Annotated in this window: 26 protein-coding genes and 4 tRNA genes; 9 read left to right on the plus strand and 21 right to left on the minus strand. The window is 61.7% G+C overall.

From position 1 onward, the window contains the following. Positions 1–29: 29 nt before the first annotated feature. From rplL to tuf, 10 genes are all read right to left on the minus strand, one after another. Complete coding sequence (gene rplL, locus FJ527_RS15980; protein ID WP_015317993.1) at positions 30–407, minus strand: 50S ribosomal protein L7/L12; 378 nt, start codon at positions 405–407, stop codon at positions 30–32. A 54-nt stretch (positions 408–461) separates the two neighbouring features. Next, positions 462–980 carry a 50S ribosomal protein L10 gene (gene rplJ, locus FJ527_RS15985; protein ID WP_015317994.1) on the minus strand — a complete coding sequence of 173 codons (519 nt, stop codon included), beginning with the start codon at positions 978–980 and terminating at the stop codon, positions 462–464. Positions 981–1,387: 407 nt separating this feature from the next. Further along, a complete protein-coding gene (gene rplA / locus FJ527_RS15990) occupies positions 1,388–2,086 on the minus strand; it encodes a 50S ribosomal protein L1 (RefSeq protein WP_140620687.1) in 699 nt (232 codons plus the stop codon). Positions 2,087–2,090: 4 nt separating this feature from the next. After that, entirely contained in the window at positions 2,091–2,519 is a 429-nt protein-coding gene (gene rplK, locus FJ527_RS15995; protein WP_010909262.1) for a 50S ribosomal protein L11, read from the minus strand. Positions 2,520–2,693: 174 nt separating this feature from the next. Beyond that, positions 2,694–3,221 carry a transcription termination/antitermination protein NusG gene (nusG, locus tag FJ527_RS16000; RefSeq protein ID WP_015317996.1) on the minus strand — a complete coding sequence of 176 codons (528 nt, stop codon included), beginning with the start codon at positions 3,219–3,221 and terminating at the stop codon, positions 2,694–2,696. Positions 3,222–3,248: 27 nt separating this feature from the next. Beyond that, positions 3,249–3,452: a preprotein translocase subunit SecE gene (gene secE / locus FJ527_RS16005; RefSeq protein WP_013531408.1), complete on the minus strand. Its 204-nt coding sequence runs from the start codon at positions 3,450–3,452 to the stop codon at positions 3,249–3,251. A gap of 361 nt (positions 3,453–3,813) precedes the next feature. After that, positions 3,814–3,889, minus strand: a tRNA-Trp gene (locus FJ527_RS16010). Between the two features lie 191 nt (positions 3,890–4,080). Then, positions 4,081–4,563, minus strand: a complete 483-nt coding sequence (locus tag FJ527_RS16015; protein WP_015317997.1) for a group II truncated hemoglobin — start codon at positions 4,561–4,563, stop codon at positions 4,081–4,083. A gap of 96 nt (positions 4,564–4,659) precedes the next feature. Next, positions 4,660–6,306 (minus strand): hypothetical protein, encoded by a 1,647-nt coding sequence (locus FJ527_RS16020; RefSeq protein ID WP_140823694.1) that lies wholly within the window; start codon positions 6,304–6,306, stop codon positions 4,660–4,662. 163 nt (positions 6,307–6,469) lie between these two features. Further along, positions 6,470–7,645: an elongation factor Tu gene (tuf, locus tag FJ527_RS16025; protein WP_015317986.1), complete on the minus strand. Its 1,176-nt coding sequence runs from the start codon at positions 7,643–7,645 to the stop codon at positions 6,470–6,472. Positions 7,646–7,938: 293 nt separating this feature from the next. On the opposite strand from tuf, the gene FJ527_RS16030 reads away from it, so the two are divergent. Continuing rightward, positions 7,939–8,826 carry a DMT family transporter gene (locus FJ527_RS16030; RefSeq protein ID WP_140616905.1) on the plus strand — a complete coding sequence of 296 codons (888 nt, stop codon included), beginning with the start codon at positions 7,939–7,941 and terminating at the stop codon, positions 8,824–8,826. A 109-nt stretch (positions 8,827–8,935) separates the two neighbouring features. On the opposite strand, the gene FJ527_RS16035 is transcribed toward FJ527_RS16030, so the two are convergent. Then, positions 8,936–9,193: a GlsB/YeaQ/YmgE family stress response membrane protein gene (locus FJ527_RS16035; RefSeq protein ID WP_015318000.1), complete on the minus strand. Its 258-nt coding sequence runs from the start codon at positions 9,191–9,193 to the stop codon at positions 8,936–8,938. A gap of 132 nt (positions 9,194–9,325) precedes the next feature. Here FJ527_RS16035 and FJ527_RS16040 point away from each other — a divergent pair, with 132 nt between their 5' ends. Then, entirely contained in the window at positions 9,326–9,790 is a 465-nt protein-coding gene (locus FJ527_RS16040) for a YidB family protein (RefSeq protein WP_140665425.1), read from the plus strand. Between the two features lie 78 nt (positions 9,791–9,868). On the opposite strand, the gene FJ527_RS16045 is transcribed toward FJ527_RS16040, so the two are convergent. Continuing rightward, positions 9,869–9,942: transfer RNA gene (locus FJ527_RS16045), tRNA-Gly, on the minus strand. 89 nt (positions 9,943–10,031) lie between these two features. Further along, positions 10,032–10,116: transfer RNA gene (locus FJ527_RS16050), tRNA-Tyr, on the minus strand. A gap of 200 nt (positions 10,117–10,316) precedes the next feature. On the opposite strand from FJ527_RS16050, the gene FJ527_RS16055 reads away from it, so the two are divergent. Beyond that, entirely contained in the window at positions 10,317–11,165 is an 849-nt protein-coding gene (locus tag FJ527_RS16055) for an RNA methyltransferase (protein WP_140823557.1), read from the plus strand. Positions 11,166–11,285: 120 nt separating this feature from the next. On the opposite strand, the gene FJ527_RS16060 is transcribed toward FJ527_RS16055, so the two are convergent. The 3 genes from FJ527_RS16060 to gcl form a co-directional block, all read right to left on the minus strand. Then, positions 11,286–12,197 (minus strand): 2-hydroxy-3-oxopropionate reductase, encoded by a 912-nt coding sequence (locus FJ527_RS16060; protein ID WP_140823558.1) that lies wholly within the window; start codon positions 12,195–12,197, stop codon positions 11,286–11,288. 89 nt (positions 12,198–12,286) lie between these two features. Continuing rightward, positions 12,287–13,084, minus strand: coding sequence for a 2-oxo-tetronate isomerase (gene otnI, locus FJ527_RS16065; protein ID WP_140823559.1), 798 nt, complete (start codon positions 13,082–13,084; stop codon positions 12,287–12,289). A gap of 171 nt (positions 13,085–13,255) precedes the next feature. After that, positions 13,256–15,037 carry a glyoxylate carboligase gene (gene gcl, locus FJ527_RS16070; RefSeq protein ID WP_140823560.1) on the minus strand — a complete coding sequence of 594 codons (1,782 nt, stop codon included), beginning with the start codon at positions 15,035–15,037 and terminating at the stop codon, positions 13,256–13,258. 208 nt (positions 15,038–15,245) lie between these two features. Here gcl and bhcR point away from each other — a divergent pair, with 208 nt between their 5' ends. Both bhcR and FJ527_RS16080 read left to right on the plus strand, forming a co-directional pair. Further along, positions 15,246–16,067 (plus strand): HTH-type transcriptional regulator BhcR, encoded by an 822-nt coding sequence (gene bhcR, locus FJ527_RS16075; protein WP_140823561.1) that lies wholly within the window; start codon positions 15,246–15,248, stop codon positions 16,065–16,067. Positions 16,068–16,168: 101 nt separating this feature from the next. After that, positions 16,169–16,585, plus strand: a complete 417-nt coding sequence (locus FJ527_RS16080) for a hypothetical protein (protein ID WP_140823562.1) — start codon at positions 16,169–16,171, stop codon at positions 16,583–16,585. 67 nt (positions 16,586–16,652) lie between these two features. Here FJ527_RS16080 and FJ527_RS16085 read toward each other — a convergent pair whose 3' ends face one another. After that, positions 16,653–16,958, minus strand: a complete 306-nt coding sequence (locus tag FJ527_RS16085; protein ID WP_140823563.1) for a BA14K family protein — start codon at positions 16,956–16,958, stop codon at positions 16,653–16,655. Between FJ527_RS16085 and FJ527_RS16090 the strand changes: the two genes are divergently transcribed. Continuing rightward, positions 16,951–17,190: a hypothetical protein gene (locus FJ527_RS16090; RefSeq protein WP_140823564.1), complete on the plus strand. Its 240-nt coding sequence runs from the start codon at positions 16,951–16,953 to the stop codon at positions 17,188–17,190. The two genes, FJ527_RS16085 and FJ527_RS16090, sit on opposite strands and share 8 nt — an antisense overlap. Before the next feature lie 61 nt (positions 17,191–17,251). Here the strand turns inward: FJ527_RS16090 and FJ527_RS16095 are convergent, their stop codons facing one another. Continuing rightward, a complete protein-coding gene (locus tag FJ527_RS16095) occupies positions 17,252–17,476 on the minus strand; it encodes a hypothetical protein (RefSeq protein WP_140823565.1) in 225 nt (74 codons plus the stop codon). A 166-nt stretch (positions 17,477–17,642) separates the two neighbouring features. After that, positions 17,643–17,810 (minus strand): hypothetical protein, encoded by a 168-nt coding sequence (locus tag FJ527_RS16100; RefSeq protein WP_015318010.1) that lies wholly within the window; start codon positions 17,808–17,810, stop codon positions 17,643–17,645. A 156-nt stretch (positions 17,811–17,966) separates the two neighbouring features. Here FJ527_RS16100 and FJ527_RS16105 point away from each other — a divergent pair. Beyond that, positions 17,967–18,042 (plus strand) — tRNA-Thr (locus FJ527_RS16105). A 105-nt stretch (positions 18,043–18,147) separates the two neighbouring features. Here the strand turns inward: FJ527_RS16105 and FJ527_RS16110 are convergent. Both FJ527_RS16110 and FJ527_RS16115 read right to left on the minus strand, forming a co-directional pair. Next, entirely contained in the window at positions 18,148–18,717 is a 570-nt protein-coding gene (locus FJ527_RS16110) for a DUF2569 family protein (RefSeq protein ID WP_140823566.1), read from the minus strand. Positions 18,718–18,843: 126 nt separating this feature from the next. After that, positions 18,844–19,458: a TetR/AcrR family transcriptional regulator gene (locus FJ527_RS16115; protein ID WP_140616911.1), complete on the minus strand. Its 615-nt coding sequence runs from the start codon at positions 19,456–19,458 to the stop codon at positions 18,844–18,846. Between the two features lie 91 nt (positions 19,459–19,549). On the opposite strand from FJ527_RS16115, the gene FJ527_RS16120 reads away from it, so the two are divergent. Beyond that, positions 19,550–20,635 (plus strand): spermidine/putrescine ABC transporter substrate-binding protein, encoded by a 1,086-nt coding sequence (locus FJ527_RS16120; RefSeq protein WP_015318013.1) that lies wholly within the window; start codon positions 19,550–19,552, stop codon positions 20,633–20,635. 12 nt (positions 20,636–20,647) lie between these two features. After that, positions 20,648–21,508: an ABC transporter permease gene (locus FJ527_RS16125; RefSeq protein ID WP_140823567.1), complete on the plus strand. Its 861-nt coding sequence runs from the start codon at positions 20,648–20,650 to the stop codon at positions 21,506–21,508. Positions 21,509–21,510: the final 2 nt, after the last annotated feature.

Consider the following 21,510-nt stretch of genomic DNA (forward strand, 5'->3'; position numbering starts at 1 on the left):
GGCGCGAGGCCGCCCGCCGCTTTTTACGCTTACTTCAGGTCGACCTTGGCGCCGGCTGCTTCCAGCTGCGCCTTGAACTTGTCAGCATCGGCCTTGGAAACGCCTTCCTTGACCGGCTTCGGAGCCGCTTCGACCAGGTCCTTGGCTTCCTTGAGGCCAAGACCGGTGATGGCGCGGACTTCCTTGATGACGTTGATCTTCTGAGCGCCGGCCTCGGTGAGAACGACGTCGAATTCCGTCTTTTCCTCAACCGGGGCAGCAGCAGCGGCAGCACCGCCAGCAGCGGCAACCGCCACCGGAGCAGCAGCCGAAACGCCCCACTTTTCTTCCAGAAGCTTCGACAGCTCAGCCGCCTCGAGGACGGTCAGCTTCGAAAGGTCGTCTACGATCTTTGCCAGATCAGCCATTGTTGTGTTCCTTCGTTAGGTTCGAACGTGTGTTTTTGATAGCGAGGAACGGCCTCATGCCGCCTCGTCCTTCCGGGCGTAAGCGCCGATGACGCGCGCGACCGAGGCCGCTGGCGCATTGACGATCTGGGCGATCCGGGTTGCCGGCGTGGCGATCATGCCAACCAGCCTGGCGCGCAGCTCATCGAGCGACGGAAGTGTGGCGAGTGCCTTCACACCGTCGGCGTTGAGCGAGGTGGTGCCCATTGCGCCGCCGAGAATGACGAGCTTGTCATTCCCCTTGGCGAAATCGGACGCGACCTTCGGCGCCGCAATCGGATCCTCCGAATACGCGATCAGCGTCTGTCCCTTGAACAGCTCGATGATCGATGCGGAGTCCGTGCCCTGAAGAGCGATTTTGGCGAGACGGTTCTTCGCGACTTTAACGGTGCCACCGGCAGCGCGCATCTTCGACCGAAGGTCGTTCATTTGCGCGACGGTGATACCGGCATAGTGGGCCACGACTACTGAACCCGCGCCCGAAAACGCATCATTCAGGCCCGTGACGAGTTCGCGTTTTTCCGCTCTGTCCACTGCCTATCTCCAGTTGACCCCAGTCCTGCCAATGGGAACATTCCCATTTCGAGGACAGGCGTCGGGTTGCCTTTTGCCGGCCGGGCCATCCAGTAACGGATCTCCCGAACGACGCTCGAGGATCCTGCCCCCTTTCGCCACATCGACGGCAAAGCCGGCGATGCGCAGACAAAAGGCAAACACGGTTCGAACCTTTCATTGGAGCTTGTTGCTCCGTTGTCCGGTTTTCACCCGTCTCATGCAGGCCCACATGAATTAAGGCCCTCCTCTTGAATCAAGGTTCGGGCCGCCCGCAATCTCGGACAGGATGTCCGGAAGCCTTCCGGCTTCCGGTACCGGGCCCAGGATAAATCCAAGGCCCGGAATTCAGTCACGGATCAGCCTTCGAAAGGCCAATCCAAATCCAATCAGGACGCGGCGAGCGTCGCGACGTCGAGCTTGAGGCCCGGGCCCATCGTCGAGGTGACAGACACCTTCTTGACGTAGTTGCCCTTGGCGCCAGCCGGCTTTGCCTTGGTCACCGCATCGGCGAAGGCACGGACGTTCTCTTCCAGCGCCTTGACGTCGAAAGAGACCTTGCCGACACCGGCATGAACGATGCCGGCCTTCTCGACACGGAACTCGACCGCGCCGCCCTTCGAAGCCTTGACGGCCGCGGCGACATCGGTGGTGACGGTGCCGACCTTCGGGTTCGGCATCATGCCGCGCGGGCCGAGCACCTTACCGAGACGGCCGACGAGCGGCATCATGTCCGGCGTGGCGATGCAGCGATCGAAATCGATCGTGCCCTTCTGGACGATGTCGACCAGATCCTCGGCACCGACGATGTCGGCACCGGCGGCCTTGGCCTCTTCGGCCTTGTCGCCACGGGCGAACACGGCGACACGGACCGAGCGGCCGGTGCCGTTCGGCAGGTTGACCACGCCGCGAACCATCTGGTCGGCATGACGCGGGTCTACGCCGAGGTTCATGGCCACTTCGATGGTCTCGTCGAACTTGACCGAGGAACGATCCTTGAGCAGCTTCAGCGCATCACCGAGCGCGTAAGCCTTGTTGGGATCGATGCCTTCACGGGTCTTCGATACACGCTTTGCAATCTTTGCCATGATCTTAGCCCACCACTTCCAGACCCATCGAGCGGGCGGAGCCCTCGACCATGCGCATGGCCGCTTCGACGTCGTTCGCGTTCAGATCCTTCATCTTGGCGGTCGCGATTTCGCGAACCTTGTCGCGCGAAACCGTGCCAGCCTTGACCTTGCCCGGCTCCTTCGAGCCCGACTTCAGGTTCGCGGCCTTCTTCAGGAAGTAGCTCACCGGGGGCGTCTTCATGACGAAGGTGAACGACTTGTCCTGGTAATAGGTGATGACGACCGGAACCGGCGATCCCTTTTCCATTTCCTGGGTCTGCGCGTTGAACGCCTTGCAGAACTCCATGATGTTGATGCCACGCTGACCAAGTGCCGGGCCGATCGGGGGAGACGGCGTGGCCGATCCCGCGGAGACCTGGAGCTTGAGCTGGCCTGCAATTTTCTTAGCCATCTCTTTTCCTGCCTTTGTCTATGCCGGCTCCACGATCTGGGAAACACCGGCGGTTGCAGTCTGGTGGTGCGGTTCTTGCGGCCGGCTAAAGCCGCCTTCGCCTCCCACCGTTCTCGAGCCGCGCGTTGCCGCGCCGCCTCCCCTGATCGCCGGACCGGCATCAGGGATTTCGGATCAGCCCTTTTCGACCTGTCCGAATTCCAGATCGACGGGCACGGCGCGCCCGAAGATCGAAACTTCCACCTTGAGCCGCGCCCGCTCCTCGTCCACTTCCTGGACGAAACCGTTGAACGACGCGAAGGGACCATCCGAAACGCGGATCGCCTCGCCGATCTCGAAAGTGACCGAGGGCTTCGGCCGCTCGACGCCTTCCTGTACCTGGTTCAGGATGCGCTGGGCTTCGGCCTCGGTGATCGGCACCGGCTTGGAGTCGCCGAGAAAACCTGTGACTTTCGGCGTGTTCTTGACCAGCGAGAACACGGCGTCGGTCAAGTTGGCCTTCAAGAGCACGTAGCCCGGGAAGAACTTGCGCTCGGCGTCGACCTTGCGGCCGCGACGAACCTCGACGACCTTCTCGGTCGGCACCACGATCTGCTCGATATCGGCGGACAGGCCCTTCTGCTTGGCCTTGTTCTCGATGTCCTCGGCGACCTTCTTCTCGAAGTTCGAATAGGCGTGGACGATGTACCAGCGCGTAGCCATTTTTTCGACTTCTCCTAATCGCCGGACTTAGCGTCCAATGCCCAGAATCTGCTCGACCGCGAGGCCCATGAGCTGATCGGCGGTGAAGAAGAAGATCATCGCAATCACAGCAAAGGCCAGGACCATGACCGTCGAGATCATCGTCTCGCGGCGCGACGGCCAAGTCACCTTGGCTGTCTCCGCGCGCACCTGCTGGAGAAAGACGAAAGGATTTGTGGTTTTCGAAGCCATATGCCGCCTGTCTTCAAGACCCGTTGGCCGGGTCCCCTGGATGATCCCGCTGGCCGGGACGTGCCGCCTGAGCCCAATCTCGCGCCGAATCAGCGCAATCATTTCGCCCATGCAAATCAGACGCGTAAAGCCGGCTTCCCAGCTCCACGCGTCGCGTGTCTGTTTCGTCTACATAAAACCGATTCTTGATCCACGCAAGTGGCAAGTGCCCGCTTTATGACCAAACGCCGCCTCGGAACCATCCAGTCGTTCCGTCCCGGCTATGGCGCCCTTATGCCCCAATCAGGCTAATATGGCAAGCGGCTCGCCGATTTTCAAAGGCTGGCCCGCGAAACATCGTTTTGATGCCAGTCTTAGGAAATGGCACGGGCAGCAGGGCTCGAACCTACGACCTGCGGTTTTGGAGACCGCCGCTCTACCAACTGAGCTATGCCCGTACACGCGCGCTTCGGCGCAGGCGCTTCCTAAAAGCTTCCGCGCGCTCTGTAAAGAGCGGTTTGCAGGCAAACGTGCTTAACCCCTGCGCCAGAAATCGAGATGGTCGGCGACCAGCCCCTCGGCATCGATCTCCAGCTCCCGCCTGAAGTGGCTGGCGCGCGATTCATAGAGGTATCGCCGGCAGCCGAAGCTATTTTGCGTCCGGCACCCGATACGGACCGCCAGGCACGCCCCAGCCCCAGGCCGGCATCGGTTCGGTCTCGGGATCGCAGGTCTCGCCGAGATTGGAATTCATCTTGGCCAGCCGCGATCCCCATTCGACGTAGCCCATGAAGGCTGAACGGAATTCCGGATCGTCCGGCAGACCGACCTCATCCGCCGCGTCGGCGAGAAGATTGATCCAGCGGCGGCGCTGCTCCTCGCTCAAATGCTTGCCCAGATGATGCATGACCATTTCGCGGTGGCCGCCAAAGGTTTCGCTGTAGGTTTTCGGTCCGCCGAAGACCTCGCCGATGAAGGCCGCGACATGGGCGGGGTGGTCCGGCGACATGTGCTTGAACACCGGGCCAACGACCGGATCTCGTGCCACCTTGTCGTAGAAGGTTTGCGTCAGCCGGTTCAGCGCCTCGCTGCCTCCGGCCCATTCGTAGAGTGTCGGAACGTCCTGGCTCATTCTCGATCCTTCGCCGGCCCCGCCGCCGCGACGATAGCGGAAATCGGATATGGCTCAACCTGCCTCGATGGGCAGTTCCCCTGACATCACCGTGCTCTACAGCCTGGCGGGCGCGTCGGCCTGTGCATTGGCGGCTGGCAGGCCCAGGCAATTGTCGGGCTTGGCAACAGCCTTGCAAATCGTGGAGCCGGTCAGCGCGTCGACCGATTGCGGTCCCGTTGTCAGTCCAAGCTTGAGCATGGTGTCTGGGTCAAGTTGCCCCTCGGTCGAGCGTCGTTCGATTGTTGCGAACAGAGCGGGACTGATCGCCATCTCGTCGAGGTAGGCCTTGACCACCAGCTTCTGTCCCATCGGATACAGGCTGAGCCGCGCCCGGGGACCGACAAGCCGTCTGGCACCGCCGGCGACCACTAACGCACAGGCGGAATCACACTCCACCCCCGCATCGATGCTCAATCCGGCATAGGCTCCTTCCGTAGCCAGGCAGTTCCACGCGTCGGGGTCACAGTCGACGAAATCGGTGCGGGCAACGGCGATGTCGAGCTTTCTTTCATGGATAAGCCGCCCCATTGCGAGAGCGCTGGGCAGGTCGCCTCCGCGTGAGCTGATGACGACAGGCAGCCGCCGATCGCCAAGCGTGGCCAGCAACTGCCGCAGCTTCCGCGGCGCCTGGTTCGTGATCGCGCCTTCGGCCGATATCCATTCCGGACAATCGGGATCGCACAGCGGATTGCTGCCGCGAACGACGACAAACCGCATGTCCCCGCCGGCCTTCGCGGTGTCCGGTTGAACGGCAGCCATGGGCCTGGCTGCGGCCAATGGCGTCGTCTTGCTTGCGGGTCCAGCTATTTGCCGGCAGTTCGTGGCCGGCTGGGCCAGGCCGCAGAGGCTTGCCGTGGTCAACAGATCCACTGTGTCCCGGCTGGTGACCAACTTCATCCTCACCATGTCGTCGAGCGGAATCTGACGAATCTCACTGGCCGGCGTGGCCTTCATGACTTCCAGTACGCCGTCTGCTATCCCCATTTCCTTCAGGTACGCCGAAAGCGTCTTCTCGACTGTCCTGCTCATCTCGTAGGTTTTGTAGCTGCCAGCGTTTTTGCGGCTGACCACCTTGGTGCTGATGATCTTCTTCCTGCCGTTCACGATCCGGTACGTGGTCCGGTAGAGCAGCTTCTCCCGCTGGTATGTGGTGGTGATCTGGTGGACGCCGAGATAGCCGAAATCTCCAACCACGCGGCGGACACCGCCGGAAAACATTAGCGGACAGGCCGAATTGCACATGGCTCCGTCGTCATAGGCCGTACCGAAATAATCGGCACTCCTGCCCTTGTTGTCCCCGCAGTTTTTTGTTTCCGGCTGGCAATCGGAAAAAACCGTCACGCCGACGGCGATATCGAGCTTGTTCTTGCGGATCATCCGGCCGAGTGCCAGCGCGGCGTCGACGTTACCGCCGGGCGAATTGACGACGACCGGCAATTGCCTTCCCTTGAGCGCCTTGAGCGTGCGCTTGAGGAGAGACGGCGTGCCCGCGTCGATGGTGCCATCCGCCGATATCCATTCAGGACAGTTGGGTTCGCATCCCGGAGCGTTGCTGCGCACGACGACGAAGCGCATGGGCGGGATGTCGAGAGGCCCGTCCTCCGCTCGCGCTGTCAAAACGGGCAGAGCCATGGCGACGGCGAGGCAAACCAGTGCCCATAACCGCCATGCCTTCCCATCGAAACGGTGCCTTGGAACCACTGTCGGCAAAGCTCCCTCAGTGCAACCTATACTAGTTGCAGCCATGGCGCTTGCAACAGCTTTGAAACAAACGCGCAATGCTTGCGTTGCGAGGCGTCTGAAACGAAAAAAGGCGGCCCGAAGACCGCCCTTTCGTTTTCGAGACCGGCAGCAGCCGGATCGATTACTCTTTGATGGTGACGACGATGCCGGCACCGACGGTGCGGCCGCCTTCACGGATGGCGAAGCGCAGCTTCTCTTCCATGGCGATCGGCACGATCAGCTCGACATCGACCGTGATGTTGTCGCCGGGCATCACCATCTCGGTGCCTTCCGGCAGCGACACGATGCCGGTCACGTCGGTCGTGCGGAAGTAGAACTGCGGACGGTAGTTGGTGAAGAACGGCGTATGACGGCCACCTTCGTCCTTGGTCAGGATGTAGGCTTCGGCCACGAACTTCTTGTGCGGCTTCACCGTGCCCGGCTTGGCCAGAACCTGGCCGCGCTCGACACCTTCACGATCAACGCCGCGCAGCAGCGCGCCGATGTTGTCGCCAGCCTGGCCCTGGTCGAGCAGCTTGCGGAACATTTCCACGCCCGTGCAGGTCGTCTTGGTCGTCGGACGGATGCCGATGATCTCCAGTTCCTCGCCGACCTTGACCACGCCGCGCTCGACGCGGCCGGTGACGACCGTGCCGCGGCCCGAGATCGAGAACACGTCCTCGATCGGCATCAGGAACGGCTTGTCGAGCGGACGAACCGGCGTCGGGATGTAGGCGTCGACCGCAGCCATCAGCTCGCGGATCGCGTCCTCGCCGATCTTCTTGTCCGAATCTTCCAGAGCGGCCAGCGCCGAACCCTTGACGATGGGAATGTCGTCGCCGGGGAATTCGTTCTTCGACAGCAGTTCGCGAACCTCGAGCTCGACCAGTTCGAGCAGCTCGGCATCGTCGACCTGGTCGACCTTGTTCAGGAACACAACGATCGACGGCACGCCGACCTGACGGGCAAGCAGAATATGCTCGCGGGTCTGCGGCATCGGGCCGTCGGCGGCCGACACGACCAGGATCGCGCCGTCCATCTGCGCGGCACCGGTGATCATGTTCTTCACATAGTCGGCGTGGCCGGGGCAGTCGACGTGGGCATAGTGGCGGTTGGCGGTCTCGTATTCGACGTGAGCCGTCGAGATCGTGATGCCGCGCGCCTTCTCTTCAGGCGCCGCATCGATCTGGTCGTAGCGCTTGTATTCGCCAAAATACTTGGTGATCGCCGCCGTCAGCGACGTCTTGCCATGGTCGACGTGACCAATCGTGCCGATGTTCACATGAGGCTTGGTGCGCTCGAATTTACCTTTTGCCATAGTCTCTTTCCTTGGACGGCCTGGACCTTCAGTTCAGTCGAATGCGGGGCGATTAGCGACAAAGGCCAAAAAACACAAGCGTCTTTTGCCCGGGCGCCATCTCACTCGGCCAGAACCCATGATCCGATTGCGGGGATGTGGCGCTGATATGGGGATCCGTCTTTGAAAATGGAATGGGCGAAAACCGAGGGAGCAAAGCGAGGATTGCTCGGGTCTCCACGTCAGTCGCTGTCGGATTTATCGGCGGTTCATGGCCCATTGCGGCAGCGATCCGCGTCTGATTTCCTGCGCCGATGTATTTCATCCCGACTGCCGTTCGCGGCCCGCTGTTCATGATCGTCTCGACCGGGTCCTATCTGGTCAACGACACGATGATGAAGCTCGCCACGTCGGGTTTGCCCTCCTACGAAGTGCTCTTCCTGCGCGGTGCCGCGGCAACGCTGTGGGGCCTTCCGCTGTTGTTTGCGCTCGGCTACGGCAAGCAAATCCCGCTGATCTTCGACAGGCGGGTGCTGCGCAGGAACCTCCTCGAACTGGCGGCGATCCTCTGTTACGTCGTCGCGCTCGCCAACATGCAGATCGCCGATTCCACCGCGTTGGGGCAGATCACGCCGCTGCTGATGCTGGTCGGCTCCTCGATCCTGTTTGGCGAGCGTATCGGCGGCCAACGCATGGCGCTGATCGGGCTGGGCTTCATCGGCGCGCTGATGGTGGCGCAGCCCACCATGCAAGGCATTTCGATCTATGCCTTGCTGGCGCTCGGCAACGCGACGTTCGCCGCCGCGCGCGATCTGGCCGGCCGCAAGATCGCCGCCGAAGTGCCAGGAATGATCGTGGCGATCTCGGCGGTCGTCGTGGTCCTGATCGGCGCAGGCGCCGCGCATCTGGTTTCCGAGCGCTGGGTGGCGCCGGAGGCGCACCACCTGATGCTGATGGCGGGAGCCGGTTTCTTCCTGATCTTCGGCCACTTCTTCATCTTCATGGCCTATCGCGTCGGGCCGACCGGCGCGGTGGCGCCGTTCTATTACTGCTTCACGGTCTGGGCCGTCATTTCGGGCCTGCTGGTGTTCGGGCAATTCCCCAATGCACTGGCGGTCTGCGGCATCCTGCTGGTTGTCGCCAGTGGGCTGACCATCGTGTCGCTGGACCAGCGCAAGCGTCGGCTGGCCGTGGTTGCCTGATCCGCGGCTACGCACCGGCATAATAGTTTCCGATACCGTGAGCGCGGTCAGCACCGACGGCGGATCATCGCAATTCAGAATTCGGCAGCTGATAATCTGCCGATTGCGTCTAGATGGTCCGCTTGCCAGCGAACTGATGATAGGCCCACAACACCACGACGGCACCCACGACGGCGACGATCAGGCTATAGATGTTGAGGCCGGTCACACCCGAAGCACCGAAGGCGCTGAAGATCAGCCCGCCGACTATGGCGCCGACAATGCCGAGCACGATATCCATGATCATGCCCTGACCGGTCTTGTTGACGATCTTACTGCCAATGAACCCGGCAATGACGCCGAGAATGATCCAGCTGATGATACCCATTTTTTTCCTCTCCATTCCTCCGCCAACCGGACATTTTCATATGATTGTCAAAAGCTCAAGCCAGCTTGAAATTCCCCCCGAATGCGCCATTGTTGAAGATGGGCCGGGCTTGGTTGAAATGGAGGATCCACTATGGGACTTTTTGACAACGCCGTTCCCGGCGGCAATATCACCAAACCGCTGATGATCGCGCTCGGTGCGCTGCTGGTTGGGAAGATGCTGAGCGGCAGAAGCGCCGAACAGCCGGACCAGGCTCAGGCGCCGGCGCCCGCCGATCCCACGCCTGTCGGAACCGCGTCCGGTGACGGTGGGCTGCTCGGCGGACTGGGCGGGCTGCTCGACAAGCTCAAGAACGCCGGCCATGGCAATGTCGCCGACTCCTGGGTCGGCACCGGGCAGAACCAGTCAATCGGGGCCAATGAGTTGGGCAACGCGATCGGACCGCAGGTCATTCGCGAGATCGCCCAAAGGACGGGGCTCGACGAGCAGGAGCTGCTCAAGCAGCTATCGGCAGCCTTGCCCGGCATCGTCGACAAGCTGACCCCGAACGGCCAGATACCCCAACAGCACCAGGTCGCCTCCGCCTTCAACAGCTGACGCGGCGCACACCAATGCCTGAAGCGCTGCGCGCCTGCCGCGCAGTGTTTCGGCTTGCCGGTTGTTTCGCTGAAAATCTGGAGCGGGTAGCGGGAATCGAACCCGCATATTCAGCTTGGAAGGCTGCTGCTCTACCACTGAGCTATACCCGCGCCTTGCACTGAAGTATCGGATTTCCCGGAAAAGCGCCATGCGCTTTTCGCCTCCGATGCTTTCACGTTTCAGGGCTTCCGGCCGGCAGTGGTGGAGAGGGTTGGATTCGAACCAACGTAGGCTAAGCCAACGGATTTACAGTCCGTCCCCTTTAACCACTCGGGCACCTCTCCAGTCTGCCGCCGGAGCCATGCAACGAGGCATTCTTGCCGATCCGGACCCGAGATAGATGTCTTCTCCGAAACCAGCGAAGCGCCTTATGGCGGCAAGCCCATTGGGTGTCAACCGCGCGGCCACGGTTTTTCGATGTTGTTCGCCGGCTGCGGCGACAGGGCATATCCTTGGCCGGAGGACACGGCTATAGAAGCCGGCCATGAGCAACAATTCCAACACCCCCAAAGACACCCATTACGCCAAGCTGCGCCGCGCCTTTCGCGACGAGAAGAGCGGCGGCGCGCCGGCGTTCAAGCCACGGCAACCAGTGCCACCAGGCGAAAACGCAGCCGACGGGCTGGTGCGGCTCTATGGCCTGCATACGGTGCGCGCGGCACTCGACAATCCGCGCCGCCGGATCAAGAAAATGCTGGTGACGCGCAATGCGGCCGAACGGCTCGAGATCGCCGATCTCGCCGCCCTGCCCTTCAAGGCTGAACTGGTCGAACCCAGGGACATCGACAAGATTACCGGATCGGACGCTGTGCACCAGGGGGTGCTGATCGAGGCCGAGCCGCTGAAGCCCAAGCGCCTCGACGCACTTGGCGACACAAGGCTGGTGCTGGTGCTCGACCAGGTCACCGACCCGCACAATGTCGGCGCCATCCTGCGTTCGGCGGTCGCTTTCGGTGCTGGCGCGCTGATCACCACGGCGCGCCACAGCCCGCAGGAATCAGGCGTGCTGGCAAAATCCGCCTCCGGTGCGCTTGAGCATATCGACCAGGTCGAGGTGAAGAACCTCGCCGATGCGCTCGGCCAGTTGCACGAAGCGGGCTTCCAGACCATCGGGCTCGATTCGGACGGGCCGGCTGAGCTTGAAACCAGCTTTGCCGGCGACAGGATCGCTTTGGTGCTCGGCGCCGAGGGCAAGGGCCTGCGGCAGAAGACGCGCGAGACGGTGACGACGCTGGCCAGGCTCGACATGCCCGGCGCCATCCGCTCGCTCAATGTGTCGAACGCGGCGGCGGTGAGCCTTTATGCGGCGCGGGCATTTCTGAAGCGCGGCTGACTGGAAGCGGCAAGCCTCCCGCCAGAAATCAAAACGGGTCCCGGCGATGCTTGCCGGAACCCGTTGCTGGGTTAAGACGGAAGTTGACGGCCTGGGAACGTTACGCCGCCCTCTTCCGGCCTATGCCGCTTTGATTTCTCTTGCCTCCTTGCCGATTTCGAAATTCGCCATCCGCTCCAGCGCCCTCACCAGCGCGGAATGGTCTTCCTTCGCGCCGCCATTGGCGGCGCAGGAATTGAACAGTTGCTGGGCGGTCGAGGTGTTGGGCAGCGACACACCAAGCGCCTTCGCACCCTCCAGCGCCAGGTTGAGATCCTTCTGGTGCAGTTCGATGCGGAAGCCCGGCGCGAAGGTGCGCTTGACCATGCGCTCGCCATGCACTTCGAGAATGCGCGAGGCGGCCAGCCCGCCCATCAGCGCCTGCCTGACCTTGGCCGGGTCAGCGCCAGCTTTCGATGCAAAAACAAGCGCTTCGGCGACGGCTTCAATGGTCAGCGCGACGACGATCTGGTTGGCCACCTTGGTGATCTGCCCGACACCATTGGGCCCGACCAAAGTGATGTTCTTGCCCATTTTCTCGAACACGGGTTTTGCACGCTCGAAGGCCGGTTCCTCACCACCGACCATGATGGTGAGCGAAGCCGCCCTGGCGCCGACCTCGCCGCCGGAAACCGGCGCGTCGAGATAGTCGCAACCGAGATCGTTGATCCTTTTTGCGAAGTCCTTTGTCTCGATCGGCGAGATCGAACTCATGTCAATCACCAGCTTGCCCTTGGCCAGGCCGGACGCGACGCCGTTGTCGCCGAACAGCACATCGGCCACCTGCGGGGTGTCGGGAACCATCAGGATGACGATGTCGGCGGCCTTCGCGACGGCGGCATGGCCGGCGACTGACTTCAGACCCTTGGCGACGAGATCGGCCGGTGGTTTTGAGCGGTGGTCGCTGGCGATGACGCTGTAGCCGGCCGCCAGCAGATGCCCCGCCATCGGCGCGCCCATGATGCCCAGCCCGATGAAGCCGATGGTTTCCATTGCTTCTCTCCGTTTTTTGTCAGATCGCGTTCCTTCACGCCCAGAGGGGGCGCAACAGAACGCGACCTGAATTGCAAGATTCTTGACAGCTAAGCGGCAGCACTCCCCTGCCCGGTCAGTTCCCTGAACCAGCCCAGACCGGCTTCCGTCCCTGCCTTCGGCTTGTACTCCGCGCCAATCCAGCCGGCATAACCAATCCGGTCGATATGCTCGTAGAGGAAGGGGTAGTTGATCTCGCCCGTCCCCGGCTCGTGACGGCCGGGATTGTCCGCAAGCTGGATATGCGCGATGCGGTCGAGGTTTGCCTCGATCTTGCGGGCGAGATCCCCCTCCATGATCTGCATGTGGTAGATGTCATATTGCAGGAACAGGTTCTTCGAGCCGACGCGGTCGATCAGCGTCAGCGCCTGGTCGGAGTAGTTGAGGAAGAAGCCCGGGATATCGCGGGTGTTGATCGGCTCGATCAGCAGCTTGATGCCGGCTTGGTCGAGTTTCTCCGCCGCGAAAGCCAGGTTTTCGGCAAAGACATCCTCCAGCACCTTGCGGTCGACATTGGTTGGCGCGATGCCGGCCAGGCAGTTGACCTGCCCGCAGCCAAGGGCCTGCGCGTAGGCGATCGCCCTGGCAATGCCCTGGCGGAATTCCGGCACGCGGTCCGGCAGCACGGCGATGCCACGCTCGCCCCTGGCCCAGTCGCCGGCGGGCAGATTGAACAGCACTTGTGTCAGGCCGTTCTTCTTCAGTCGGGCGGCGACCACCTCGGGCGCATGATCGTAAGGGCCGATATATTCGACCCCCTTGAAGCCGGCGCGGGCCGCGGCATCGAAACGGTCGAGGAAATCATGCTCGCCAAAGAGCATCGACAGATTGGCTGAAAAACGCGGCATTCTTTTTCTCCTTTTCTTGCCTGGAACCAAAGCCGTGTTGAGATTCAGGTCAGGCCGAGTCGAAAATGGTGGTTTCCGAGAACCGGAGCGGAGCGTACTTTTCGTACGTGAGCACCGGAAGCGCAGGAGGCCGCCGTTTGCAGGCGGGCCTCACCTGAATATCAGCATGGCTTAGTCCAGCATCACGATCGCGGTAGGCGCGTCTTCCTGATGTTCGGCAAGGTCCTCGAATTCGGTGATCTTGTCGATCTCGGTCCCCATCGAGATGTTGGTGACCCGTTCGAGAATGAATTCGAGCACGACCGGAACCTGGTGTTCCTTCAGCAACCGCTGCGCTTTCTTGAAGGCGCCGGCGAATTCCTCCGGCTTGCGCACCCTGACCGCCTTGCAGCCCATTGCCTCGGCGACGGCGACATGGTCGACCCCATAGCCCGCCTCCGGATCGTCGGCCCGGTTGATGTTCTCGAAGGCAAGGCTGACCTCGTAGTCCATCGAAAAGCCGCGCTGCGCCTGGCGGATGAGGCCGAGATAGGCATTGTTCACGACGACGTGGATATAGGGCAGCTTGTGCTGCGCGCCGACCGCCAGTTCCTCGATCATGAACTGGAAGTCGTAGTCGCCCGACAGCGCCACGATGGTGCGGTCGGGATCGGCGGCTCGCACGCCGAGTGCGGCCGGCAAGGTCCAACCGAGCGGGCCGGCCTGGCCGCAATTGATCCAGTTGCGCGGCTTGTAGACATGCAGGAACTGCGCGCCGGCGATTTGCGACAGGCCGATGGTGGTGACATAGGTGACGTCACGGCCGAACGCCTTGTTCATCTCCTCGTAGACACGCTGCGGCTTCAGCGGCACCTGTTCGAAGTGGGTTTTGCGCTTCATCGTCTTCTTGCGGCCCTGGCATTCCCTGGCCCAGCCCGCCCAATCGCGCAGCCTGCCCGCCGTCTTCCACTCGGTGGCGACGTCGAGCAGCATCTTCAGTGCCGCCCCCGCATCCGAAACGACGCCGAGATCGGGGGCGAAGACACGGCCGATCTGTGTGGGCTCGATGTCGACATGGATGAATTTCTTGCCCTTGGTGTAGACGTCCACCGAACCGGTGTGACGGTTGGCCCAGCGGTTGCCGATGCCGAAGACAAAATCGGCTTCCAGCATGGTGGCGTTGCCGTAGCGGTGCGAGGTCTGCAGCCCGCACATGCCGGCCATCAGCCGGTGATCGTCAGGAATCGCGCCCCAGCCCATCAGCGTCGGAATGACCGGAACGCCCGTGATCTCGGCAAACTCGATCAACAGGTCGGACGCGTCGGCATTGATGATGCCGCCGCCGGCAACGATCAGCGGCTTCTCGGCCGCGTTGAGCATCGCAAGCGCCTTTTCGGCCTGGGCGCGCGTCATCGCCGGCTTGAATGGCGTCAGCGGCTCATAGGCATCGATGTCGAACTCGATCTCGGCCAGTTGGACGTCGACCGGCAGGTCGATCAGCACCGGACCCGGCCGCGACGAGCGCATCAAATGGAACGCTTTTTGCAGCGCCATCGGCACCAGATAGGGCTCCATCACCGTCACCGCCCATTTGGCGACGGGCGCAGCGATCGCGGCGATATCGACAGCCTGGAAATCCTCCTTGTTCAGCCGCGCGCGCGGCGCCTGGCCGGTGATGCACAGGATCGGAATGGAATCGGCCGCGGCCGAATAGAGCCCGGTGATCATATCGGTGCCGGCCGGCCCTGATGTGCCGATGCAGAGGCCGATATTGCCCGCCTTGGCTCGGGTATAGCCTTCAGCCATATGCGAGGCGCCCTCCACGTGGCGGGCAAGGACATGGCGGATCGTGCCCCTCGCCTTCAATGCCGAGTACAGCGGATTGATCGCCGCACCCGGCACGCCGAAGGCACAGGACATGCCTTCCTTTTCGAGAACGAGAACAGCGGCATCGACAGCGCGCATCCTGGCCATTTCCAGCCTCCACGAGATGATTGTTGGATGGCTAAGGATGTCATCGGGCGAGCGCTTTTTCAATTTTTTCAGAATATTTTTTCATTTACAGAAAATAGCTCTTACCAGCTGATTTTGTGTCCTTTTTCCTTTTCCAGGCTTTGCACCGAGAATTTCATGAAAAACTTTTTCGTTGCATGTTGGGAGAAACGGTCGAGAATGCCAGCCCATGGAAACGAGCGAAAAACGTCAGCGTGGCCGCCCGCGCGCCTTCAATGGTCCGGCCGAAGCTGCCTCGGTGCAGTCGCTCGACCGGGCCTTGCGTATCCTGGCCATTGTCGCGGAAGGCAGCGGCCTGTCGCTGAGCGAGATATCGGCGCAGAGCGGGCTTGCCGCCTCCACCGCCTACCGCATGCTGACGACACTCGAAAACCACGGCATGGTCGAGTTCGATACATCGGACCAGCTCTGGTCGATCGGCGTCGAGACCTACCGCATGGGCGCGGCGTTCCTGCGCCGCCGCAAGCTGGTCGACCGCGCCCGTATCGTCATGCAGGAACTGATGGAGAAGACCGGCGAGACCGCCAATCTCGGCGTCGCGGAAGACGATTGCGTGGTCTTCGTCAACCAGGTCGAGACGCACCAGGCGATCCGCGCCTTCTTCCGGCCGGGCACGCGCAGCCCTTTCCATGCCTCGGGAATCGGCAAGGCGGTGCTGGCATATCTCGAACCGGAGCGCGTCGGAACCATCCTGCGCAAGGCGGGCCTGCAGCGCTATACGGACAAGACCCTTTCCGACATCTCCGCCCTCGCGCACGATCTGGCCGTCATCAAGCATCGCGGCTGGTCGGTCGACGACGAGGAGCGCCATCCCGGCATGCGATGCGTGGCCGCCGCCATCTTCAACGAGTATGGCGAGCCGATCGGCGGCGTTTCCGTGTCCGGGCCGACGGTGCGGGTCACGCCCGAGCGGCTGGCCGAGATCGGCCCGCTGGTGCGCGACGCGGCGGCCGAAGTGACGAAAATGATCGGCGGCTCGAAGGCAGGCTGATCAAGGGATAGACTAGACGCGCCGAAAATCGCTGCATGCCGCCGGCTGCATGGGATTTGACCGTCTTGCCGTCGCGTTCGAATGCATGCGAAAGGGCGCGCATGAGGAAAGTGGTTCAGCTTCTGCTTGCCGTTTCGCTGTGCGGATGCGTGGCGGCGGCACCACGACCCGATACCGGCGACCGGCGGGTCAATCCCATCCCGATCTCGCTCGCGCTGGAGGAGATCATCACGGCCGGTATCCGCCAGCGGCTGCCGGATTCAGCCTCCGCCAGGTTCGGAACCATGTTAGCAGGCGAGCGAATGCTTGATGGCCGCCAGGAGATCGTGGTTTGCGGCACCGTCAATGCCTCGTCCGGCGTCGGCGACAAGCCATTCATCGCCAAGGTCTACCCGGACGCCGCAAGCCGCTTCGAACTGGTCGCGATGGGCGACGAGACCGAGGCTGCCCGGCTTCAGATTGGCGGCACCTGCCGCGCGGCCGGTCTGCCGATCCTCGACCCGAAGATGCACCTCTAGAAAGACGGCCATCAAACGACGAAGAGGGGCTGCCTCGCAATCCCTCTTTCCAGTCGCCCGCCGCCACTCAGAGCCGGCAGTAATGGCTGTAGCCGTCACGGCCGATATAGGTGTCGGAGTCCGGGTCGTAGCTGGAGTAGCGATCGAAGCAGCGGCGGACGTGCCAGGAACCGCCATCTTCCTCGACATAGACGGTGCGCGGCTGCCGCTGGGCAAGCAGGCTGCCGAGAACGAAACCGCCGACGCCGGCGGCGATGCCAATGCCGAGGCCGTGGTGATGCGAGTGGGCAGCAGAGGGCTGGACGGTGCCGACCAAAGCGGTGGCGGCGACGGTGGTGGCGATGAGGCCGGAAACGAGTGTGCGCTTGAACATGATGATCTCCTTGCTTCGTTTGGAGAGGCGAGCCATCCGCCTCTTGATTATCTGTCGTTGCGGCAAGGAAAAAGGTTCGACGGGTTTTGATTTTTTTCGAGGTAGCAGGAATTCGCTGGCTAAAAAGGCGTGGCGACCCTCGCCGGCGTTGATCATCCATTCCGGCACTTCAGGCACCTTGCGCCGATCGGTCATCGTCCGTGACGGCGACTGGAAGCGCCGCGTTCAATGAGAAAAGGGCGGCCGAAGCCGCCCTTTGCTGGATTGGTTTCAATCAAGCCGCCAGGCTGCGCTCAGTAGAGGATGATGTGGCGGTGGTGGTGATGACGATGATGGTGATGGCCATAGACCCACCAGTGATCCGGATAGTCCGGGTAATCCTGGTAGTAGAGGTAGTCGTCGAAATGACGATGATGATGATGCATGCCGTGAGCCGACGAAGACTGAACGGTGCCGGCGAGCGCGCCGGTTGCAACGACGATGGCGACGATGCTGGAAACGAAACTGCGCTTGAACATGATGATCTCCTGGATCTCTGATCGAGGCGACCATTCGCCTCAGAGGATCAGTCGGCGCGCCGCGGCGAAAGGTTCGACAGATCTGGAGATTTTTTTGACGCACTGTTGGCGAAACTGGGTAGGCAGTACCGGCTCACGCCATGACCACCACTCACTAACCACCCACTCAGCCCATGCCGGTGATATGCCGAAGCCAGAAGGCGAGCGCGATAAAGCCGATGAAGGTGGTGACGCCTGTCCAGTCGACATTGGCCTTCTTCACATCGCTGATGAGCTTCACCAGCAGCATCCACGCCACGACGACGATAGGGAGAATGATGACAAGCCTGATCATGCGACACTCCGTTCAGCGCATTGCACTTACCCTGATGTAGGAAGCGCGTTCGCGGATTTCAGCATGCGGACGCGTGGGCATCCTCCACCACGGCTGATGCCCAAAAACGGAGTTTTGTCTTTACTGGCGCAACAAATATGCTAACCGGAGCGCCGTGCCCTTGTAGCTCAGCTGGTAGAGCAGCGGTTTTGTAAACCGAAGGTCGGCGGTTCGATTCCGTCCGGGGGCACCACCCTACGCTCTTCGAGCTCCGGGTGGCAGGCCACCCCAAGCCCGTAGGGACGCAGGAGTGTCCTCCGAAAACCCCCTTGTAGGGCGATTACGTCGCCACCCCCCTTTACGAAGCGCTCGCGATTTGGGCCGACACGTTCGTCCTGGTGAACGTATTCCTCACCCTCACAGACTTATAGACATAAGCGGCCCAGATGCCGGTCACCACAAACCAAGCCATGGGGGCCGCCAGCGCGTTGCCAGCGAGCACCTTGTTTACCGGAACGCCCAGGATTGACGAAATCCAGATCGTATCCAGGATAAACACAACAGGAATCGCAAACCATTGGCAGAGAAACAATTGCGGGAATCGACGGCTTCGCCGCAGCATTGAAACCAGCACCACCAGCTGAAGCGCCAGAAATGCCAGATTGAGGGCAACCTCGCCATACACAGCCAGAGAGCCGTTTGGGAGGGTCATGAGTTGCTGGTAGCCGTCGGCGGAATTGCCGAAATCGGCGAGCGTGCGCAGCGGTGACAATGTCTGACCGATAGCCAGCAGCATCAGCCAGCCACCGAAGCCCACAAGTGACTCAGGATTCTGCGACGGCTTCGCGGCTGACCGGACAGCAAAGAAAACAGGCACGCCGATCAGCAGCAGCACGATCGCCCAATGCCAGATGGAAAACGTCCCCATTTACCTTCCCCCTTTTTATACTCCTATAAGTTGTAGCAGATTTCAAACTCAACTCAAGAGCCAATCATCGCGTAAGACGCCGTCCGATGCCGAAGCGACAACTTCTCCTGCCTGCTCCTGACGCCCTCACACTCCGATCGCCGCCACCAATATCCGGTTCTGCCGCCGTATCGCGGCCCTCAACTCCGGTATCCTGGCTTCATCCCGCTTCACGAATTCGATGAACATCATGTTCATGTTGTTGAAGATCAATTCGCCGAGTGCCGTGCCGTCGATATCCTGCCGCACCAGGCCGATCTCCTGAAGGCGGGCGATCAGCGCGCGGATCTGTTCGGTGAGCGAGCGGTCGAGGCCAGTATAAGCCTGGCCGAACGGGCTGTCGGGCAGTTGCGTCGAGATCGCCATCGCCTGCCGCCACATCTCCTTGCTGAGATAGTGCAGCGAGTGCTCGATATAGATGCCGATCAGCGTGTCCAGGGCGTCGCCGACATTGGCGGGCGGCCGGGCGACCACGCCGCGCCCGGCATTGAGCACCTCGTCGACTTCCATCGAGACGATGGCGCCGAGAATATCGCCTTTGTTCTGGTAGTAATTGTAGATGGTGCCGATCGAGACTTCGGCTTGCGCGGCGATCGTCTCGATCTTGGCGCCCTCATACCCGGCCTCGCGAAAAAGCGCCGCCGCCGCCTCGATGATACGCCGGTGGCGATCCGCCTTTTGCCTTGCCCGCAATCCGCTCATATCAGCCTCTTGTCACAAAAACAGAATTGACTCAATTTTAGAATTGGTTCAGTTTTTTGCAAGAAGCCACAAAGGCAAGGGAGAACACTCGATGTCCGTCAAATCCGGCAATCCGCTTTCCGTCCTGAAGCGCCAGATGCACGCTGCATGTGCCGCCACGGCATTGCTGCTTGCGGCGGGCAGCCTCGCCGAAGCCGCCGATCTCAACGCGCTGATCTGGTGCGACCATTCCGATCCGGCGCTGCTGCAGCCTTTCGAGGAGGCCAACAACGTCAAGGTCAACGTCAAGGAATTCGAAGGCACCGGGGCTGGGCTGGCCATCATCGAGCAGTCGCAGCCGGGCGACTGGGATGTGATGGTGATCGATAGCATCGACGTGCCGCGCGGCGTCGAGAAAGGCCTGTTCGAGCCGCTGCCGGAAGACAAGCTGCCGTTCGCCGATCTCTTCCCGCAGGTGAAGATGGACGGCTCGACCATTGTCGGCGGCAAGCGCTACGGCATCACCGAAAAGTTCGGTTACAACACGATCGGCTTCAACAAGACAAAGGTCGATCCGGCGGACATGCAATCCTTGGCCTCGCTGACATCAGACAAGTACAAGGGCAAGGTCGCCATCTACGATTATTATCTCCCCGTCATCGGCATGGCGGCATTGGCCATCGGCAAGAAGACGGCCGATCTCACCGAAGCCGACCTGCCCGCGCTCAAGGAAGAGCTGCTCAAGATGAAGGCCAATGCCAAGCTGGTCGGTGAAGTCACCGCCAGCCAGACGGCGCTGGCGACCGGCGAGGTCGACATATTGGTCGGCGGCGGCGAATGGGTGACGGCAGGGCTGGCCAAGGAAAACCCGGCGCTGGACTTTTCCATTCCAAAAGAAGGTGCGGTGCTGTGGTCGCAGTCGCTCGCCATGTTCAAGGATTCCAGGAACAAGGACATGGCGCTGAAATTCATCCAGTACATACTGAGCCCCGAGGGCCAGGCACGGCTCGCCACCTCGTCCTGTTACTGGGGCATGCCGTCCAACACCAAGGCCGCATTGACCGACGACCAGAAAAAGGTCCTGCGCTTCGACGAGCAGCCCGGCTTCCTCGCCCGTGCGCAGGCCTATCCGGCGCCGAGCGCCGACCTCGACAAGAAGATGCAGGATATGTGGACCGAAATGCTGCAGGCCAAGTGAGCCGATACGCTGATGAGCGCCGCGGGAAACAGTGAGGGCGCGCGGACAGGCCGTGCCCTTCCCTGGGCGCTGGTCACACCGGCACTTGGCTGGACGCTTCTCTTCTTCGTGCTGCCCTTCGTCGCCATGGGGCTTTCGAGCTTCACCGCGCAGGAGGGCGGCGGGGGCACCCTGTCCAACTACAGCCAATTCTTCACCAACCCCGCCTACTGGCAGGCGATGGTGAACTCGCTGCAGGTCACCGCCATCGTCACCGTGGTTTCCGTGCTGCTTGCCTATCCCTTCGCCTGGATTCTGGCCGAACAGGTTCCTGAACGCTGGCAGCGGCTGGCGCTGATGCTGGCCGTGCTGCCGTTCTGGACCTCCTATGTCGTGCGCTCCTACTCCTGGCTGCTGGTGCTGGCGCAGAACGGCGTCATCAACCGGGCGCTGACTGGCATTGGCGTGGTCTCCGAACCGCTGCAACTCGCCAATACGCGCCTGGCCACCGTCACAGCCTTCGTGCATTTCTTCGTCATGCTTTTGACGCTGACCATCTTCGCCAATCTGAAGCAGCTCAGCCCCAGTTACCGCAAGGCCGCCGCCGATCTCGGCGCCGGACCGGTGCGCACCTTCCTGCATGTCATCCTGCCATTGACCTTGCCCGGCATCATGGTCGGCGCTTTTCTCACTTTCGTGCTGTGCATCGGCGACTACATCACGCCGCAGATCCTCGGCGGGAACAACGAGCTTCTGATGCCGCAGCTGGTGATGATGCAGATCGGCCGGCGCGGCGATTTTCCATTGGCCTCGGCGCTGTCGATCATCCTGATGGCGGTCGTGACCATCGCCTATCTCGCCTGCGCCCGCTGGCTAAAGATCGAGCGGACCTGATC

The organism is Mesorhizobium sp. B2-4-18 (genome assembly GCF_006441385.1).
Lineage (GTDB): Bacteria > Pseudomonadota > Alphaproteobacteria > Rhizobiales > Rhizobiaceae > Mesorhizobium > Mesorhizobium australicum.

What these genes read in the sequence shown, in the direction of transcription:
- FJ527_RS16080 (WP_140823562.1), top strand. Translation starts at nt 16,169, where the DNA reads ATGAGGAAAGTGGTTCAGCTTCTGCTTGCCGTTTCGCTGTGCGGATGC.
- nusG (WP_015317996.1), bottom strand. Translation starts at nt 3,221, where the DNA reads ATGGCTACGCGCTGGTACATCGTCCACGCCTATTCGAACTTCGAGAAG.
- FJ527_RS16035 (WP_015318000.1), bottom strand. Translation starts at nt 9,193, where the DNA reads ATGGGTATCATCAGCTGGATCATTCTCGGCGTCATTGCCGGGTTCATT.
- rplK (WP_010909262.1), bottom strand. Translation starts at nt 2,519, where the DNA reads ATGGCTAAGAAAATTGCAGGCCAGCTCAAGCTCCAGGTCTCCGCGGGA.
- FJ527_RS16095 (WP_140823565.1), bottom strand. Translation starts at nt 17,476, where the DNA reads ATGTTCAAGCGCAGTTTCGTTTCCAGCATCGTCGCCATCGTCGTTGCA.
- FJ527_RS16060 (WP_140823558.1), bottom strand. Translation starts at nt 12,197, where the DNA reads ATGGAAACCATCGGCTTCATCGGGCTGGGCATCATGGGCGCGCCGATG.
- FJ527_RS16015 (WP_015317997.1), bottom strand. Translation starts at nt 4,563, where the DNA reads ATGAGCCAGGACGTTCCGACACTCTACGAATGGGCCGGAGGCAGCGAG.
- gcl (WP_140823560.1), bottom strand. Translation starts at nt 15,037, where the DNA reads ATGGCCAGGATGCGCGCTGTCGATGCCGCTGTTCTCGTTCTCGAAAAG.
- FJ527_RS16030 (WP_140616905.1), top strand. Translation starts at nt 7,939, where the DNA reads ATGTATTTCATCCCGACTGCCGTTCGCGGCCCGCTGTTCATGATCGTC.
- FJ527_RS16120 (WP_015318013.1), top strand. Translation starts at nt 19,550, where the DNA reads ATGTCCGTCAAATCCGGCAATCCGCTTTCCGTCCTGAAGCGCCAGATG.
- tuf (WP_015317986.1), bottom strand. Translation starts at nt 7,645, where the DNA reads ATGGCAAAAGGTAAATTCGAGCGCACCAAGCCTCATGTGAACATCGGC.
- FJ527_RS16100 (WP_015318010.1), bottom strand. Translation starts at nt 17,810, where the DNA reads ATGATCAGGCTTGTCATCATTCTCCCTATCGTCGTCGTGGCGTGGATG.
- FJ527_RS16055 (WP_140823557.1), top strand. Translation starts at nt 10,317, where the DNA reads ATGAGCAACAATTCCAACACCCCCAAAGACACCCATTACGCCAAGCTG.
- rplA (WP_140620687.1), bottom strand. Translation starts at nt 2,086, where the DNA reads ATGGCAAAGATTGCAAAGCGTGTATCGAAGACCCGTGAAGGCATCGAT.
- FJ527_RS16040 (WP_140665425.1), top strand. Translation starts at nt 9,326, where the DNA reads ATGGGACTTTTTGACAACGCCGTTCCCGGCGGCAATATCACCAAACCG.
- FJ527_RS16085 (WP_140823563.1), bottom strand. Translation starts at nt 16,958, where the DNA reads ATGTTCAAGCGCACACTCGTTTCCGGCCTCATCGCCACCACCGTCGCC.
- FJ527_RS16110 (WP_140823566.1), bottom strand. Translation starts at nt 18,717, where the DNA reads ATGGGGACGTTTTCCATCTGGCATTGGGCGATCGTGCTGCTGCTGATC.
- FJ527_RS16115 (WP_140616911.1), bottom strand. Translation starts at nt 19,458, where the DNA reads ATGAGCGGATTGCGGGCAAGGCAAAAGGCGGATCGCCACCGGCGTATC.
- bhcR (WP_140823561.1), top strand. Translation starts at nt 15,246, where the DNA reads ATGGAAACGAGCGAAAAACGTCAGCGTGGCCGCCCGCGCGCCTTCAAT.
- otnI (WP_140823559.1), bottom strand. Translation starts at nt 13,084, where the DNA reads ATGCCGCGTTTTTCAGCCAATCTGTCGATGCTCTTTGGCGAGCATGAT.
- FJ527_RS16125 (WP_140823567.1), top strand. Translation starts at nt 20,648, where the DNA reads ATGAGCGCCGCGGGAAACAGTGAGGGCGCGCGGACAGGCCGTGCCCTT.
- rplL (WP_015317993.1), bottom strand. Translation starts at nt 407, where the DNA reads ATGGCTGATCTGGCAAAGATCGTAGACGACCTTTCGAAGCTGACCGTC.
- secE (WP_013531408.1), bottom strand. Translation starts at nt 3,452, where the DNA reads ATGGCTTCGAAAACCACAAATCCTTTCGTCTTTCTCCAGCAGGTGCGC.